At 47.4% G+C, this 16,069-nt stretch carries 14 protein-coding genes; all 14 read right to left on the bottom strand.

All coding sequences use genetic code 11. The annotated features are described in order from the left end of the window. Positions 1–175: 175 nt before the first annotated feature. Entirely contained in the window at positions 176–688 is a 513-nt protein-coding gene (locus G4D54_08935; GenBank protein ID QJA02538.1) for a deoxyuridine 5'-triphosphate nucleotidohydrolase, read from the bottom strand. Between the two features lie 447 nt (positions 689–1,135). Next, positions 1,136–2,971 carry an ABC transporter ATP-binding protein gene (locus tag G4D54_08930; protein QJA02537.1) on the bottom strand — a complete coding sequence of 612 codons (1,836 nt, stop codon included), beginning with the start codon at positions 2,969–2,971 and terminating at the stop codon, positions 1,136–1,138. Next, a complete protein-coding gene (locus tag G4D54_08925; GenBank protein ID QJA02536.1) occupies positions 2,937–4,751 on the bottom strand; it encodes an ABC transporter ATP-binding protein in 1,815 nt (604 codons plus the stop codon). The genes G4D54_08930 and G4D54_08925 overlap by 35 nt, the downstream gene beginning before the upstream one ends. 95 nt (positions 4,752–4,846) lie before the next feature. Continuing rightward, a complete protein-coding gene (locus G4D54_08920; protein QJA02535.1) occupies positions 4,847–5,104 on the bottom strand; it encodes a TIGR03905 family TSCPD domain-containing protein in 258 nt (85 codons plus the stop codon). A 28-nt stretch (positions 5,105–5,132) separates the two neighbouring features. Continuing rightward, on the bottom strand, positions 5,133–5,627 hold the full coding sequence (locus G4D54_08915) for a Gx transporter family protein (protein ID QJA02534.1): 495 nt from the start codon (positions 5,625–5,627) through the stop codon (positions 5,133–5,135). Continuing rightward, positions 5,627–6,007 carry a NusG domain II-containing protein gene (locus G4D54_08910; protein ID QJA02533.1) on the bottom strand — a complete coding sequence of 127 codons (381 nt, stop codon included), beginning with the start codon at positions 6,005–6,007 and terminating at the stop codon, positions 5,627–5,629. Before G4D54_08910 ends, G4D54_08915 begins: the two co-directional genes overlap by 1 nt. A 143-nt stretch (positions 6,008–6,150) precedes the next feature. After that, complete coding sequence (locus G4D54_08905; GenBank protein QJA05180.1) at positions 6,151–6,570, bottom strand: FMN-binding protein; 420 nt, start codon at positions 6,568–6,570, stop codon at positions 6,151–6,153. Between the two features lie 51 nt (positions 6,571–6,621). Beyond that, positions 6,622–7,794, bottom strand: a complete 1,173-nt coding sequence (locus G4D54_08900) for a CapA family protein (protein ID QJA02532.1) — start codon at positions 7,792–7,794, stop codon at positions 6,622–6,624. A gap of 377 nt (positions 7,795–8,171) precedes the next feature. Continuing rightward, positions 8,172–8,594, bottom strand: a complete 423-nt coding sequence (locus G4D54_08895) for a hypothetical protein (GenBank protein ID QJA02531.1) — start codon at positions 8,592–8,594, stop codon at positions 8,172–8,174. 154 nt (positions 8,595–8,748) lie between these two features. Next, positions 8,749–10,230, bottom strand: a complete 1,482-nt coding sequence (gene glpK / locus G4D54_08890; protein ID QJA02530.1) for a glycerol kinase GlpK — start codon at positions 10,228–10,230, stop codon at positions 8,749–8,751. 199 nt (positions 10,231–10,429) lie between these two features. Continuing rightward, on the bottom strand, positions 10,430–13,015 hold the full coding sequence (locus tag G4D54_08885) for an ABC transporter permease (protein QJA02529.1): 2,586 nt from the start codon (positions 13,013–13,015) through the stop codon (positions 10,430–10,432). After that, entirely contained in the window at positions 13,012–13,695 is a 684-nt protein-coding gene (locus G4D54_08880) for an ABC transporter ATP-binding protein (GenBank protein QJA02528.1), read from the bottom strand. The genes G4D54_08885 and G4D54_08880 overlap by 4 nt, the downstream gene beginning before the upstream one ends. 58 nt (positions 13,696–13,753) lie before the next feature. Beyond that, positions 13,754–14,758, bottom strand: a complete 1,005-nt coding sequence (locus G4D54_08875; GenBank protein QJA02527.1) for a HAMP domain-containing histidine kinase — start codon at positions 14,756–14,758, stop codon at positions 13,754–13,756. Further along, entirely contained in the window at positions 14,748–15,431 is a 684-nt protein-coding gene (locus G4D54_08870; GenBank protein QJA02526.1) for a response regulator transcription factor, read from the bottom strand. The genes G4D54_08875 and G4D54_08870 overlap by 11 nt, the downstream gene beginning before the upstream one ends. Positions 15,432–16,069 lie beyond the last annotated feature (638 nt).

Raw genomic sequence — 16,069 nt, 5'->3', positions numbered from 1 at the left:
TAAAAATACCCTGATAAAACGAAATCCAATTCCTGTCGCATTGTATTCGTTTTCCAGGGTTTGTTTTACAGGATGCATGTTATGATTGCTTACTTATCTGCCTGTGATGCAAGCCTTATAAGCAAGGAGCTTTTTTTGAAATTGCCGCTTGTCTTCTGCATCGTACAGGGCTGTTTTATTTATTCGTACTCCCAAAGCCGCCGTTACGCTGTTCCTGTGCAGCATCATCCTCACAGATTCCAAACGGAAGAAAAATCCCCTGTGCAAAGCCGTCGTTTGCGCGAAGCTGTACGATTTTCCCCTGCGTTGAATCATTCATCAGCTTAATGAAAATATGCCCTTCGTTGTCGCTTTCAAAATAGTCGCTGTCGATAATTCCTACTGTGTTGTTAAACTGCAAACGATAGGTAAAGCCCAGTGAACTGCGTGGAAACAGCTGCAGCACCCAGCCCTCCTGAATTTCCGCACGAATTCCGGTGGGTATTTTCAATGTTTCCCTCGGTTTCAGCGTAAATGCCGCCGGCGCGAAAAAATCGTAGCCTGCCGAGCCTCGAGTCGCACGTACAGGAAGCCTTAACTCCTCGTATATCCGCTGTATTTCTGTCGCCGTCACTTCGGGAAATGCTGCACTCCAGTCCTTCTCAAACTGCTGCATGCTCACCTTATGAAATTTTGCTATTCTCTCCATGTATACGACCTCCTTACACTCCTTTTTATTCTACCATAAAAACTACGCCGCTGTCCCTGATACACTCATAAATAATAGAGTAAAAAAGGTATGTAAATCATTCGCATATATCAAGCACAGATGAAATAAGGGATAGAAGTGCATTCCTATAATCACCAGTGAGCATTCTTTGTTTATTTAAACGTCGCCGTTGATATCAGCTTTCAAATTTCATTATACTTTTCAATTTCAAAAAGAAAATCCCATAGGCGTTTGACTCTATCCCTATAAATAATCCTGCGGTCTGCACAGAGCAGTCCTTGTCTTTAATCACTACTCAAGGCAAGCAGTAAAAATCTCCCCGCCGCAACTGTGCTTGCGCATACCGATTCCCTGCATTTAAAACAGGCGCAAACCATTGATTTGCGCCTGTATACCACATAGTATGCCGCTTTTAGTGTATGCTGATTATTTCATACTGCGCTGTATGCGCTCCTGACGATACTGAGAAGTGAACAGTTCATAATAATAGCCCTGCTTCGCCATCAGCTCCTCATGTGTTCCCTGCTCGATGATTACACCGTGCTGCAGCACTACAATAATATCAGCTGAAACAATCGTACTCAGACGGTGCGCAACAACAAAGCTTGTACGACCGTGCAGCAGCTGATCCATGGCATACTGGATCGCCTTTTCACTTTCCGTATCGATGGAGCTTGTCGCCTCATCCAAAATCACGATGGCAGGATCACATAGCATGGCTCTTGCAAAGGAAATGAGCTGCTTTTGTCCGGTTGACAAACGATCGCCACCCTCGCCGACTTCACTGTCATAGCCTTTTTCCATGCGGCTGATAAAATCATGTGCCTGAATCAGGCGGGCTACCTGCTCCACCTCTTCATCACTGGCATCACGGCGGCCATAGCGGATATTATCCCGTATGGTTCCACTGAACAGATTCGGCGTCTGCAATACATAACCGATATGGGAATGTAGCCATCCCACACTGCGTTCTCTTAAATTTTTGCCATCCATAAGGATACGTCCCGAGCATGGCTCATAGAAGCGACAGAGCAGATTGACAATGGTGCTTTTTCCGGAACCGGTTTCCCCCACCAGCGCTACCGTCTGTCCTTTTGCCACGTGCAAGCAGAAATCGCGCAGAACCGGCTCATTTTCATAATAATAGAAATTCACATGGTCAAATACGACATCTCCCTGAAGAGGTTCATAGGCTTCGCTATGTTCCTCTAACAGGGTTCCATAGCGCTCGATGACATCCGGATAATCCGTGATTTCAATTTCCTCCTCCAGCAATGCAACCACACGCTCCGCACTTGCCTGCGCCATTTGTATCTCCGCCAGCACACGGGCAATCTGCTTCAGCGGATCAAAGAACAGCTGGGCATAGTTGATAAACATCGCCAGTGTTCCGAACTGGATGGTTTTCAAAAGCACCTGTTCCCCGCCAACATACAGCAGCAGGGCGATGACAACAGCAGACAGCAGATATACGATTGGCTGAAAGATGGCATTGATTCGCAAGGCTCGCATGCTGTAGCGCTTCATGGCATCGGTTTTCTTTTCGAATTCATCATAATTCTGTTGCTCGATTCCCAGTGTTTTCGTTGTCTTGGCACCGTTGATGCCTTCCGCAAAGGAAGCGGTAATACGGGAATTGGCTTTCCTTGACTGCCGCTGTGCAGACAGAATGCGACGCTGAAAATACAGGGAAACAAACCAGAGCAGCGGAACTACCACCAATACACATAACGCCATCTGCCAATTAACAAGCAGCATGACTACACTGATTCCCAGCATGACGAAGATTCCCCATACCACATCGACAAAGGCCCATGCCAGCGTTTCTGCTAGACGTGCCGTATCCGAGGTGATTCTGGCCATTAGCCAGCCGTTTGCCGTACGGTCAAAGTAGGAAAAGGTCTGCTCCTGCAGCTTACGAAAGCATTTCTCCCTCAGATTTTTTCCGAAATCGCTCTCTACTCTTGCGGCCAGACGGAAAAACAGATATACCAGCAGACACTGTGCCAGTATCATCATGACATAAACAAGGATGAATACCGTTAGTGTATCTGCGCCTGTTCGATCATCGACATACGTATTCAGGGCATAGCGGTTCAGCAAAGGCATGATGACATCGGTAACCGCCAGAATGGTATTAAAGAAAATCAGTGGTATCACACTTTTTTTATGCTCCCACAGCAGCTGGAAAACCTTCTGCCAGGTACCGCGGTCAAATACATCACTCTCAAACTCCTGTTCCTTCATGATGCGCTGTGCCATATGCCTCACCTCCCTCCTTCTGAATTTCATAAATTCTGCGATATAAGCCGTCCTGTTTGATCAGCTCCTCGTGCGTTCCTTCCTGTACCAGTCGTCCATGCTCTAAAACAAGGATACGATCGGCATTCTGTGCGGAAGCCACACGATGAGTGATCATGAGCATCGTCATGGAATAGCGGATATCCTGCAGGGCTTCCTGTATCATCGCATCCGTTTTCATATCCAGTGCAGACAGAGAATCATCAAACACCATGATCGGACTTTTCGCCAGCAGGGAACGTGCGATTGCCACACGCTGCTTCTGTCCCCCGGACAGGGTAACACCCTTTTCCCCCACCATCGTTTCATAGCCCTGATCAAAATCCTCGATATCATTGTGAATACAGGACATTCGGGCAGCCTCCACGACATCCTCCTTCATCGCATGATGGTCGGACAGATGGATATTCTCATAAATCGTCTTAGAAAACAGAAACGGCTCCTGCAAAACGATCTGCACATGACGGCGCAGCCACGATTTGGCAATATTGCGCAGCTCCACGCCGTTGATGGTTATGCTGCCCCGATCATAGTCATAGATGCCGCTCAGCAGATGCACCAGACTGGATTTTCCGCTCCCCGTCGGCCCCATGATGGCAATACGTTCTCCCTCACGAATGGTAAACGACAGATCATGCAGCGTATGCCAACTTCCATCCTCATAACGAAAGCTTACATGATCGAAGCAGATATTTCCGCTGATGTCCGGTCGCAGTCCACTCTCCAGATCCTCCGCCTCCTCATTCAGCACCTCCTCGATTCGTGTGATGGAAACGCTGACCTTGCCAAGATCGGACAAAATCCTTCCAAGCTGACGCAGCGGCCACACAATGGTACTCTCATACATCACAAATACAAAGAATGTACCGACACTCAGCTCTCCCTGCAGCGCCATACCGATACCGAAAACAATCATGACCAGAATCTGCATCTGTCCCAGAAAATCCGTACCGCTCCAAAACAGTGCCAAAGCATGCATCAAATCAAAATATTTCTTGCGATATGCATCATTCGCCTCTTCGAATTTATCAATTTCATGCTGCTCCTGATGAAACGCCTTTACTACGCGCATAGCATTCAGATTTTCCTGCAGCACGGTTGTCATGGAGCTTTCCGCAAGATCGCATTCCAGAAAAATCTTCTTCGCCTTGGAGAAAAACACATAGCTCGCTATCAGAATCAGCGGAATCAGTGCAATGGATACCAGCGTCAGCTTCACACTGCGGCTGAATAAAATCAGCGCTGCCAGAGTGACATTTAACATCGCAAACAGCATCTCGGAAAACTGATTGGCCAGAAATCTGCGCACTGTTTCGATATCTGAGGTGCTTCGCTGAATCAAATCCCCGCTGTCCCTGCTTTTATGATAGGAAAACGGCAGCTTCTGCAAATGGTCATATAAATCATTCCGCACATTCAGCGCCAATGTTTCCGCAACATTACCGGCATGCATACTTCTGCGGTTGATAGCAAAGGCAACCATAAGATAGCTTGCCACTACCAGAACGGAGCCGATCCACAAATGGGACTGTAGAGCCTGCATACCGCCTGCCATATCCACCAGCTGCTGCAAAAAAGCATTTTCAAACGGTACCCCCTTAATGATATTGTCGATCATCCAGGAAATGATCAGCGGTGCAGCCAGCATAAATAGGGAATATATTGCCACATCCAGTAAAATCAGTACAAACTGATAACGGTACGGCCGTACATATCTCCATACAAATCGTATTTTTTTCATAATCCCCTTCCTCTCTATATACGAAAAAAATAGGCGGTAAGCCTATTTCCCGTCATGCTTTCACAAGCCCTGTGTCACGGGCACAGGAATCCTGCTTATCCCAGCTTTCTTGCGTATTCGCTCAGCGCCTCCGCAATCTGATCCGGGCAGGATGTCGGCTTCGCTCCGCAGCGAACCCCACGAAATGCATCCAGTACTTCACTTATCTTTTTATCTTTTATAATTCTGGAAATGCCCAATAGATTACCGGCACAGCCGCCAACGATGGTTACATTGCGAATGATATCGCCGTCCATTTCAAAACGCATTTCTCTTGAGCATACGCCCTTTGGTCTATATACAAATGTTTCCATAATTAAATTCCTCCTAAAATAATCGCAATCATTCTATGTGTATTCGTTTCAGAACTGCTTTTGCGACATGTGCCACAAACAGTCCCGTCGGGATGCCCAGCAGAATCAATACCGGCAGGATCGCCTGCATAAAGAATTGCTGATAAATCAGCGTTACTGCAATCACCTGTCCAATGGCATGCGCACTGCTTCCCGCCACACTGACACCGTAAATACTCATCGGTGTTCTTCTGGCAAGGATACAGGCAAGTGTCGACAGCAGTACACCGCACATGGAAAGCCAGAAGCCGGTGCCAAACAGCATCCCTCTCAGCAAAGAGGCCAGCACGACCCGCATGAGGTTGACAGAGAGCATCACCTTGGCATCAAACAGATAATATGCGATCAGAGCGACAATATTGGCCAGACCCAGCTTGAATCCCGGCACCGGAACCGGCACGGGAATCATGGATTCGATCATATGAAAGAGAATACTGATAGCCGTCAGCATCGTAATCGTTGTCATCCTCTGTGTACGGCTCATCACTGTATCACCGTGTCCACATCATCACTGTCAGTATCGCTCGCCTCAATCTGGACGACGATATTGTTGGGCAGACACACAATCGGACGATTGGCATCCTCCACCCATCCCTGAATGGAACAGAGATGATAGGGACTGTTTTCCTTTTCCACACGAACCCTTTTATCCTTTACCTCCACCTGTACGTCACCGAGCGTTCCCTTCACGGTATACACATCGTTGAGCGCCAGACTCTTTCTGAGTATTTCACGATCCTTATAGCTGACAACAACTTCCTTATCCCGTCCTGCATCACGGTATGCACTCCAGACAAGGGGAACATACAGCAGACAGGCACAGATTGCGACGATCATAATAAATAGTTTATCTGCTTTATTCATAGATCCTCCAACATTCTTATATTATACCCGAGAGAAAACGCTTTGCAAACCCTTTTCGTGAAAGAATGCAGAAGCTGATACGGTTTGAGAGAAAAAAAGATACCTGCAGCGGCGATTTCACTGCCCTGCAGATATCGTATTACCTATTTTGCATTTTTCTCTGCATCCTGTATGGCTTTTATAAATCCGTCTACGCTGATAGTACAGCCGCTTCTGACATCATTGTTTTCTGCCTTGCCATCCTGATTGAGCTTTATTTTATCGATGCCGTGCTTTTCGACATATTTTTCAAAAAAGGCAACCTGCTCATTCCATTCCTTTTTGATCGGACTGGCCTGCTTCATTCCATATTCTTCACCAAGCTCTTTTTTGGTCTTATCCTTCCCCTTTGCGGTTTCATCAATTTCAACCTCGGCGATTTTATCATTTTTCAACTTGACTCTGGCTGTCGTCTTTTCTCCGTTATCATTTGTAAAGGTTCCCGTACCTTCCTTTTCCACGCTCTTTCCGCCGCAGCCGCACAGCAGTACGGAAAGGCCCAGCATCATTACCTGCTTTTTTATGCATATCATCCTTTCGCTGCTGTTAGTATGCGATCATTTCACCCGTTTATACTACTGCCATGCAATTTCACCGTCATACAGCTGCTTCAGCTGTTCCCTGAGCCATGCATAGGTAAAATCAGAGCTGACGGTACGCTGACCATGCGCTGCCGCCAGCTCCTCCGTATAGGAGGAAAACGGCAGCAGCCGGAAGCCGTCATAGGAGGCATCGAAGTGATTGACAATCGGTATCATTTTTTTATTTTTCACTGTCGTTTCCCCTGTTTTCGTATTCAATTCTACGTCACATTGCACGATTCCGCCGATTTCATACATATTGGTGAATTGTTCACTGGCACGATCTACCCCCATAGCAGCCGACACAAAATTACCGAGAGAATACATTACAAAGGTTTCCTTTCCCTGTGCATTCGTTAAGGTTTCCACCCTTTGCAGACAATGCGGGTGGTTGCCAATGATGATATCCACCCCCTGCTCGTTGAGAAAGCCGGCTGCATCACGCTGTGCAGCATCAATCTCATAGGTGAATTCGGTTCCCCAGTGCATCGCCGCAATCACCACATCCGCCTGCTCTTTTGCTTTCTGCACATCCCTTGCCAGCTGCTTTTTACAGCGGTCATCAAACATATGCTCCTCATTGAGAAAATGATTGATTGCAAAGCTGTTCTCAGCATCGATCCACTGATTGGTATCGTAGGTATAGGCAAGAATCGCAAAGCGTATCCCGTTTCGTTCCACTACAAGAATATCATCCCGCTGTTCCTTCTTCTCATAGGCTCCTGTTGTCTGAATACCGGCAGCCTTTAGATTTTTACGGGTATTCACAATTCCCTGCATGCCGCGGTCATAGCTGTGATTATTGGCAAAGGTCAAAACATCAAAGCCGATTTCCGGAAGCTGCTTAGCGATTTCCTCAGGTGCATTGAAGGTATAATCACTCCCTGTAATTCCCAGCGTTTCGCCGCCCAGCACAACCTCCTGATTCCCGATGACAAGATCGGCTTTCAGATACGGTGTCACCTTGTCGAAATAGTTTTTAAAATCATATCCCTTCCCCATCCAGTTGTATAATGCATCCTCAATCAGGATATCTCCGGTAAAGCTCAGGGATACACTGCGAATCGGATGTTCCTTTTTCGGCTTTGGCTGCGGCGTCTGTTCCTGTTTCCTGCAGCCGCCAAGCAGCATAACTGCTGTACAGCACAGTATAAGTATTTTTTTCATTCAGATATTCCCTTTCCCTTTTATTTGTACATTATAGTATAAAAGAGAGGACCTGTTAAGAGTAAGGGCATAGAAACACCAGGAATCCAGCCGTTTAAAAACCTGTTTTATAATGGTAAGACATGCATGACCTACAGGTATTGTCCTATTTAGAAGTAATGCGCCGAGCAGGCAGCGTCAAAAGCATATGTGCTCACAAAGAAGCACAGCTAAGCGATACTCCTTTGTGAACATCTTTATTCACTATTTGCACAGACTCCCTTGCTTATGTGCAGATAGCAAACTGTGATGAATCAAATTACATACAGTATACACGATTCGCATGGGTGATAAAAAGACGAAGATAACCGGTATCTCCGTCTTTTTCCATACGATTTTTATTTTGCGTTGTCCTTTGCGTTCTTTGCCGCATCCATCAGACTTTTCACATTGATGGTGCAGCCAGCCAGAACATCATCGTTCACAGGATATCCTGCTTCGTTCATTTCGACCTTGTCCAGACCGTTTTTCTTAATGTAATTCTCCAGGAATTCCACCTGCTCATCCCATTCCTTTTTCGCTTTCTTGCTTGCGCCCTTCATTCCATATTTGTCGCCAAGCTCTTTTTTGGATTTTCCCTCTTTTGTTTCGTCAAGATTGATGGCAACGACATCATCACCCTGTACTGTGATTTCAGCAGTTGCGTAGTCTCCGTTCTTGTCTTTTGCGGATTCACCGTTTCCTTTTTTCTCAGGCTCGGAGTTACCGCCGCAGGCTGCTAGTAACACTGTCATTGCTAGTAGTACTGTGAGTTTTTTCATCGTAATATTCTCCTCCATGTGGCTGTATGATTACAGCATTTTCATTGTCCCTCATCGTATGATATGATGCTGGCAATTCTATGGTAACAGAAATGATAAAGTGTCGTCAACCGTTTTGCTCATGATTTCACAAGTTAATATTTTCCAGTAACCATCAAAAGTCAAGAATCGCATGAATTGCTTTGTTCCAGCCATGCAGACAGGCTGCTCTTTGCTGTGCATCCATCTGTGGTGTAAAGCGCCGTGATACTTGGAACTGGGAACGGATTTCCTCCTTGGATTTCCAGAAGCCCATGGCAAGCCCGGATAGATAGGCTGCCCCCAGCGCAGTTGTTTCACTGATAGTGGAGCGTACAATGCATGTATCGGTAATATCACTTTGAAACTGCAGAAGATAATCATTACGGCTGGCACCGCCGTCCACCTGCATCTGGGCAATATCCAGACCGCTGTCCTGCTTCATCGCCTGCAGCACATCATTGGTCTGATAGGCCAGAGATTCCAGCGTAGCGCGTATGATATGCTCCTGTGTCGTTCCTCTGGTCAGTCCAAACATACCGCCTTTCACCTGCGGCTTCCAATACGGAGCGCCCAGACCGGTAAAGCTCGGTACAACATAGACACCGTCACTGTCCGCAACCTGCAGGGCACGCTGCTCGCTTTCTGTGCTGCTGTGCAGAATTTTCAAGCCATCCCGGAGCCATTGTATGGCAGCTCCTGCAACAAACACACTGCCCTCCAGAACGTAATCCGTTTCCCCCTTGATTCGCCAGCCGACGCAGCTGACAAGTCCGTGTGCGGAGTGAATCGGACGCTCCTTTGTATTCATCAACAGAAAACAGCCGGTTCCATACGTGTTTTTCACATTTCCCGCATCAAAGCAGGTCTGACCGAATAACGCTGCCTGCTGGTCACCGATCAACGCCGCAATCGGAACCGGGTGATCAAACACACCCGAGGTCACTCCATATACCTCACTGGAATCCCGAATTTCCGGAAGCATGCAGCGGGGAATATTCCAAAGCCGCAGCAGCTCATCATCATATTGCAGCGTTTTCAGATTCATCAGCATCGTTCGGGACGCATTGGATACATCGCTGATATGCTTGGCTCCCTTTGTCAGCTTCCACAGCAGCCAGGTATCCATCGTACCAAACAACAGCTCTCCTTTTTCCGCGCGTTCCTGAGCACCCTCTACATGATCCAGTATCCAGCGGATTTTGCTTGCGGAGAAATACGGATCCAGAAGCAGACCGGTTTTCTCACGAATCATTTCCTCCAGTCCTTCCTTCTTCAGCTTTTGGCAATAGGTGTCCGATTGCCGGGACTGCCAGACGATCGCAAAATAAATCGGCTGACCGCTTTCCTTATCCCAGACAACCGTCGTCTCCCTTTGATTGGTAATGCCGATGGCAGCTATCTGTGTATCCTTTACACCGGTTTTTGCCAGTACCTCAAACATAACACCAATCGTGCTTGCCCATATGTCGTTTGCATTTTGTTCCACCCAGCCGGGGTACGGATAATAATTTTCCAGCTCCTTTTGTGCTACTCCCACAATATTGCTGGCTTTATCAAACAGAATGGCACGGGTACTTGTCGTCCCCTGATCGATCGCCATAATATAGGATGTCATATAAGCCTCCTCCTTCGTTATTTTCCTACATTATACCATAGAATGATAGCGGTTTACACAGCTTTTCCAGACTCCATCATCTCTTTTTGCAATCACATTATCAATGCGTCTTTCTTCAGCCAAACCCCAACAAGTCAACAGCTTCATACGCAAAAAAAGTTGCCTGCTGCATTACTTGCCGTGTGTAAAAGAAGAGCATCTATATGCTCTCCTGTCGAATCGTTTCCATCAGATTATCCTGCTTCATCGCATGCAGTGCCATCCGCATGCTCGCAAACAGCAAAGCCGCCAGCAGAAGGATGATAAACAGCAGTCCCTGCCACGGAAATGCAAAGGCAAAGGCGAAATTACGCTGCAGAACAGCGTACACACCATAGATGACAAGCAGCGTAAGCGGTATGCCAAACAGCATGGTCCTGCCCAGATATTGCATTATCTCCATACGTATCATTGCTCGAAAGGCACGCGGTGTGATTTCTATGGATTTCAGCATGGCAAATTCCCGTCTGCGCAAGGCGATTCCTGTGGAAATCGTGTTATAAATATTGGCTGCGCTGACCAGCAGGATCAGTGCCACAAAGCCATACAGGAAGACATTCAGAAACAGCGATAGCTGATTCTGCCGATCCTTCAATGCCCGGATATTGCTTTTGAAAATCGTTCCTGCCGGATGCTGGGACTGCAGCTGTGTCAGCTCATTTTCCAGTGCATAGGGCTGAGAGGAGCGATACTGAAACTTCATGGAAAGCATGTCCTGTGTAAGCTGCAGCTGTTTTTTTAAAATCCGCATGGACTGCTCATTCGTTATCAGATAAATCGTATGAATATCATCAATATTGGCCGGCAGAAACCATGGATGCACTTCACTGACTGCCGCAATATGTATCGCTGTTTCATAGGAGCGCTTATCCATAGCGGCCTGCAGCGTCATTCCTTTTTCCGCATTCTCCAGCAGCCGGTAATCGGTAAAGGTATTCTCTTTTTTGCAGGTCAGCTTATTCAGCAGAATCGCCTGAGCATCACTGCCTGCAAAGTCTTCCATAGAAGCATTGACCTCCCCGGCATAGCGGGCAAAGCTCTGATCATTCAAAGCGATAATCTCAAAAGACAAGCGCTGCTGCGGTTCATCAAAATGCCGTCCCTGTTCATCCAAAAGCTGCTGCAGCTGATCGCTGTAGGCTGCGGTTGAATGATCCTGCAGCGTCACACTTTCCATATAGAGAAACTCTTCGGCAGAGGGAAGCCGGGACAGCTGTTCTCGTATCGCATCCCCTTCCGGCTGGCTGTATCCATTCATTCCTCCGGTTACATCAGCCGGTATTTCCCCCTGTGCCATTGAAAAGGCCTGTGAAATAAAAGTGGAAAAGCTGTAAGCCGTCATAAAGAGAACCATACTGATAATCAGTGAAAATAATGTGGCATAATAGCGGTGTCTGCTTCGCTTCATGTTCTTTGCACCAAGCGCAGCGGAAAAGCCGAACCACTTGCGGATCCAGCGTGTCCTACGCACATCCTTTACGCGGATACTGACATCCTGATTCTGCCGCAGCGCATCGATCGGTGTGATACGCGAAGCACGGCGTGCTGGCAGCCAGGCACTGATCAGCAGGACGATAAAGGAAAACAGAACGGAAAACAGCACACTCTGCCAGGTAATGACAAGCCTCAGCTCCACCATGGTTTCAAACATCCCCTGAATCAGCGGCTGGATGCAAAGAAAGGTGATACCGATCCCTGCATAGCCGCATAGAATACCGATTGGAATTGCAAAGGCACCAATCACAAACGCTTCAAAGAAAACGGAGGAGCGCTTCTGTTTCTGCGTAGCACCAATGCTGGCAAGCATTCCCAGATAGCGGCTTCGCTGTGATAACGAAATGGCGAACGCATTGTAAATCAGAGAAATCGAACCGATCATAATAATGAGAGCCACCATCCCTGTCGCAAGCGTAATTGTCGTCATAAAACCGTTATCGTCATTGATACCGTAAAACATCAGCAGCGTATTGTTGGGATTAATCTGTACATCCTGCAGACCGTAATCCTCTGCAAGCTGCTGTGCATCCTCATAAATGGATGCAGCTCGCTCCTTCATCGTAAAGGAAATGACATACCGGTTGTCCAAAGTTCCCTCATTTCCCTGAAACGGCAGATAAAAGGCATAGTTCTGGCTTCCGAAATGCACCTTTCCATCATCCATAATACCGGTGATACGAAAGGTACGCTCCCCGGTTTGATGAAAGCTTTCACCTGTCGCATCATCCGAATTCCATTGGGAATATGACCGGCTTCCATCCTTTTGTACTGTATAGCCGATAGGCAGAGTTATACTGTCTCCGATTTTCCAGGCGGTACCGCTTGTTTCCATAAAGCTTTCCGACAACAGAATTTCATTCTTTTGGCGCGGGAGCGTTCCCTTCACCAGCTGCAAGGCATTCAGATGCAGGTGCTCCATATCATAGACCTGAAGCTGTATATATTGTCGCTGCGCATCCTTTACATCCTTCAAGAATGCATAGGTATCGTGATAGGAAATCAGACTTTCCTTTATGCGGGAGTCCTTTACCAGCTTTTCTGCCTGTTTGGCAGGAACATCATAAAATTCCATTTCAAAATCTCCGAAATTGGAACGGACATTGCGCAGCATCAAATCCTGAAAGGACTGTGCGATGGTTGAAACGGCCGCAATCATGGCAACAGACAGGATAACACCAAAGATGGTGACCATCGTTCTGCGCTTAGCGGCCTTCATGCATTTCCATGTCACCTTCTGTATGATATTCATCGGCGAATCACCTCATCACGCACAATGTGACCGTCCTCTATTTTTAAAATCCGATCTGCCTGCAAAGCAATGCCTTCATCATGTGTGATGATGATCAGTGTCTGGTGAAGCTCATCATGCAGGCGCTTCAGCAGGTCGATGATTTCCCTGCTGTTGGCCCGATCCAGATTTCCGGTCGGCTCATCCGCCAGTACGATGGCCGGAGATGCCATCAGTGCACGACCGATGGAAACGCGCTGCTGCTGGCCGCCGCTGAGCTGGCTGGGCAGATGCTGTAATCGCTTCTTCAGCCCCAGTGCCTCTACCATGCTGTCCAGCTGCTGCGTATTGACGCTGCGATTATCCAGCAGCAGGGGAAGTGTGATGTTTTCTTCCACATTCAGTACCGGAATCAAGTTGTAAAACTGATAGATCAGACCAATCTGTCTTCTGCGAAAAATCGCCAGTGCGGTTTCATCGAGTGCATACATATCCTTATCACTCACATACACCTTGCCGCCGGTTGGCCGATCCACACCGCCCAGCAGATGCAGCAGCGTGGATTTACCGCTTCCGCTCGGCCCTACAATGGCGACAAATTCACCCTGCTCCACACAGAAGGACACATCATCCAGCGCACTCACCTGCGCCTCCCCCTGTCCGTACCGTTTCGTTAAATGCTCCACTCTTAAAATTTCCATAAGCTACCTCCTCCTCTACAGCATACCGCGCGTTCATGACTCCTTCGTGAAGGCGCACTTACAATATTGTCATATCCTTGTATATGCGAATGAGAAAGCAGGCACCCTGTTCGCTGGCAATCGCCTCCACATCGCCGTTCTGCTGCTGAAAAACCGCTTTACTCATGGCAAGACCGATTCCCGCGCTGTCTATTGAGGCATTCCTTCCCCTGTAAAAGCGTTCAAAAATATGCGGCAGCTCCTCTGCCGGGATCCCCTTTCCGCTATCCTGGATTCGAATACAGGTATGCAGCGGATTATCCTGTACAGAAATATGAATACTGCCCTGCTGCGGCGTATGCTCCACACAGTTTTTCAGTATATTTCCCAATGCTTCCACACTCCATTTCATATCCAGTGTAACACTCAGCCCCTCATCACAGACGAGTGTACAGGTCTGCTCCTTCAGCTCCATCATGATATGCAGGGGCTCCAGACTTTCCTGCAAAAGCTGATACACCGATAGCTGCTGCGGGTGAAACTGTAAAACCTGCGCATCAATGCGGGATAGCTTCAGCAGTGTGGAAACCAGCCACTCCATGCGTTTCAGCTGCTGGCGCAAAGCATCCGCAAACTGATTGTGCTGCTTTCTGGGTAATTCCTCATCCTGAAGCAGCTCACTCATAATCATCATGGAGGTCAGCGGTGTTTTCAGCTGATGGGAAATATCGGAAAGAGAATCTGCCAGAAACAGCTTATCCTTCTGCAGACTCTCCTTTTGCAGCTGCAGCGTGCGCGTGATTTTATAGAGATCACTGTGCAATATGCTGAGCTCTCCTTCCCTGTATTGGGGAATATCAAATGCTCCATCGCCCTGATATACCTGCTGTAAATACATCGACAGCTTTTTCAGCTGTGCATAGCGGTACCGGCTGAGCAGCAGATATATTGTCAGAAGCATCCCCTGTGTAATAAAAGTAATCAGCATGGCGGCGTTTGAAATCGGCTGCAAAAGACAGGCGGTAACCAGCATGAGCGCAAGGCTGGCCCAAATTGCGATACGCAGCTCTGTATTACGCAGCATGATGCAGCTCCAGACGGTAGCCCAGCCCCCGCACCGTCACAATGATCGACGGATTCTGCGGATCGCGCTCCAGCTTTTCACGAAGACGTTTAATATACACGGTAAGTGTATTATCATTGACAAAATCACCGGCAGCATCCCAGATTCCCTCCAGCAGCTGAGAGCGGCTGAGCACCTGCTGAGGATGATTGATAAACACCATGAGCAGACGATATTCCAGTGCAGTAAGCAGCACCTCCTCCTGTTCCCTGTATACCTTTCCCTGTTTAGGATAGATGCTCAGATATTGTATCTGAACAATATCCTCCTCCTGACGGTGATAGCGGCGCTGTACGCTTCGCATCCGGCTGAGCAGCTCATTGATTCGAAACGGCTTTGTAATGTAATCGTCACCGCCCATGTCCAGCCCCATCACTACATTTCCCTCATCATCCAGCGCAGTCAAAAACAGCACCGGCACATCCTGCCGGCTTTTTGCATATGTACAAATATCGTATCCGCTGCCATCGGGAAGTCCGACATCCAGCAGCAGCAAATCAAACGTCTGCTGATCCAGCTGCTGCAGCGCCGAACGTTTATGGTCGCACCACACCACTTCATAGCCTTCCTTTTTCAATGTATACACAAGACCCATCGCAATGGCCTGATCATCCTCAACAAACAGTAATTTCATAAGCATCCGCTACCTTTCCTTTTCTGTATTATAAAAAATAAATACCACCCTGTCTATGTCTGTGACAAAACTGTCACAATCTGACCTGCTGTACATATTTTCTATTCCATTTTTTACAGCCTTGCGGCATCGGGATATCAGAATCCGGACAAGCCCAAGGAATGGATTGCTGATCCGCCTATACACACGTTCTAAAGCGCATGCTCAATCATCCTTTATGCTATGGTAACCGCTAAGTGGGGCTTTAAAAGCAGCATAATTGAATTCACTTGATGCCATAAGCTCTGCTTGCTGTTTTTAAAGCTGCTGTACCTGAGGATTGGAACAGCTCTCTGCAATTCTTCATCTCATGGAAATCCTCACAATACTATGGAAGGCTTTCTATAATATTTTCTTTCCATAAGTAACTAAAAAGGCAGGCAGACACCCGCTAAAAAAATATATCCTCTTCGATTAAGCTGTGTAAACCGCGATGCTTTATGGGATATGACAAAGATCCTTCCCGTTTTATCCATTCCAATTCATACATACAGAAGCAGTCCCACAGCAACCTTTAAAGCCTTCTGGGCTGTACGGTAATCATACAGGAAACACGCTGTAAAGGCATTTAAAATTTTCTATACGAAAGTAGAAACACA

The organism is [Clostridium] innocuum, assembly GCA_012317185.1.
Taxonomy (GTDB): domain Bacteria; phylum Bacillota_I; class Bacilli_A; order Erysipelotrichales; family Erysipelotrichaceae; genus Clostridium_AQ; species Clostridium_AQ innocuum.
The sequence above is the reverse complement of the archived record's forward strand: the minus strand, read 5'-3'. Positions and strand labels throughout refer to the sequence as shown.